General features: G+C 71.4%; 2 protein-coding genes. Both read right to left on the reverse strand.

The genetic code is table 11. The features are described from left to right. The coding region (locus J7J50_RS25215) for an ATP-binding cassette domain-containing protein (RefSeq protein ID WP_215097609.1) at positions 1-1,111 on the reverse strand (1,111 nt) is incomplete at its 3' end. Next, positions 1,108-1,968, reverse strand: coding sequence for an ABC transporter permease (locus J7J50_RS24570; RefSeq protein WP_215058408.1), 861 nt, complete (start codon positions 1,966-1,968; stop codon positions 1,108-1,110). The genes J7J50_RS25215 and J7J50_RS24570, both read right to left, overlap by 4 nt. Positions 1,969-2,037: the final 69 nt, after the last annotated feature.

Raw genomic sequence — 2,037 nt, forward strand, 5'->3', positions numbered from 1 at the left:
GATCGAGCGAGGCATACGGGTCCTGGAACACCACGCCGGTGCGCGCCCGCAGCGTGCGCAGCGCGGCGGCATCGAGATTGGCCAGGTCGACGCCGTCCAGATATACCCGGCCTTGCGCGCCGCGCAACAAACGCAGCAAGACGCGGCCAAGCGTGCTCTTGCCGCTGCCGCTTTCGCCGACCAGGGCCAGGCCTTCGCCGCGATGCAGTTCGATGTCCACGCCATCGAGCGCCGGCGCAAGCGCGCGCGGATAACGCATGCGCAGGCCTTCGCCGACCAACAGCGCGGGCGTGTCGGCCGGGCGCGGCGCGGCATCGCCTTCGCGCAGCGGCGCGATCCGGTCGGCCGCCAGCAACTCGCGCGTATACGCCTGCGCCGGTGCGGCGAACACTTGCGCGGTGGCGCCGCGTTCGATCGCCTCGCCGCGTTTGAGCACCAGCAACTGCTGCGCATACGCGCCGACCAGCGGCAGATCGTGGCTGATCAGCAACAGGCTCAGTCCGTCTTCGCGGCGCAGGCGATCGAGCAGATCGAGAATGTCGCGGGCGATGCGCGCATCCAGCGCCGAGGTCGGCTCATCGGCGATCAGCGCGCGCGGCTGCGTCGCCAACGCCAGGGCGATGGCGATGCGTTGGCGCTGACCACCGGAGAACTGATGCGGATAGCGCCGCAGCGACGCATCTGGATCGGGCAATTGCACGCGTTCCAGCAATGCCCGCGCCTGCGTGTCGGCATCGCCGGCGTTGAGCCCGCGCACCGTGCGCAAGGTTTCCAGCAGTTGCGCGCCGACCCGGCGCAGCGGATGCAAGGACGCCAGCGGGTCCTGCGGCACCCAGGCCAGCGCGCGTCCACGCAGCCGCGCGTGCGCGGCGCTGGTCAGTTCGATGGCGGCGCCGTCCACGCTCAGGCGACCGCGCGCCTGCAGCGGCGCCGGCAGCAGGCCCAGCAGCGACAACGCGGTCAGGCTCTTGCCGCTGCCGCTTTCGCCGACCACGCCCAGGCATTGGCCGGCGTGCAGTTGCAGATCGATCGGGCCGAGCAAGCGCTGCATCGCTGCGGTGCGGGTGCGCGCTTCGACGTGCAACGCCTCCAAGGTCAGCCACGCGCTCATGCCGCCGCGGCCTCGGATGGCGCGGCGTCCTGGCGAGGGTCGCCGCGCACGTCGAGCCAATCGCGCAGACCGTCGCCGAGGAACTGGAACGCGGCCAGGGTCGCGACCAGGAAGCCGGCTGGGAACAACAAGGTCCACGGCGCGCTGTCGAGTTCCTGCACGCCTTCGGCCAACAACCCGCCCCAACTGGAGGACGGCTCGTCGATGGACAGGCCGAGGAAGCCGAGGAAGCTTTCGACCAGGATCGCCTGCGGCAGGATCAAACCCAGGTACACGAACGCCAGCGGCATCAGGTTCGGCAGCACGTGCCAGCGCAGGCGCTGGCCGAAACTCGCGCCCGCGGCCTGCGCGGCGAGCACGAACGGCGCCTCGCGCAGGCGCGCGGCCTCCGCGCGCATGACCCGGGCCAGATCGATCCAGACATAACCGCCGATCGCCGCCAGCAGCAGCCACAGCGAACGTTCGAACAAGGTCAGCAGCAGGATCACCACCAGCAAAAACGGCAGCGCCGAGAACACGTCGAGCACGCGCAGCATCAGGCGTTCGACGCGCCCGCCGGCCAGTCCGGCGACGGCGCCGTAGCTCAGGCCGATGACCAGGGCGACCACGCTGGCCAGCAGGCCGATGCCCAGCGACAGGCGGCCGCCGGCCAGGGTGCGGGCGAACACGTCGCGGCCGATGGCGTCGGTGCCGAACCAGTGGCCGGCGCGGCCCGGGACCGCGGACAGCGACTCCCAGTCCGGCAGCACCGGGCCGTAGCGGCTGAGCAGCGGCGCGAACCAGCACACGGCGGCCAGGGCGGCGAGCACGGCCAGACAGGTGCGGGCGAGGGGTGGGAGCGATTTGTGGGAATGCATTGGAGGGCATCGTAACGGGATGGCGTGGCGATGCGGCTGTCGTTCGGTGCGCGCGCCCTCATCCGCCCC

Origin of the sequence: Lysobacter sp. ISL-50 (assembly GCF_018612875.1) — a bacterium.
GTDB lineage: Bacteria > Pseudomonadota > Gammaproteobacteria > Xanthomonadales > Xanthomonadaceae > Lysobacter.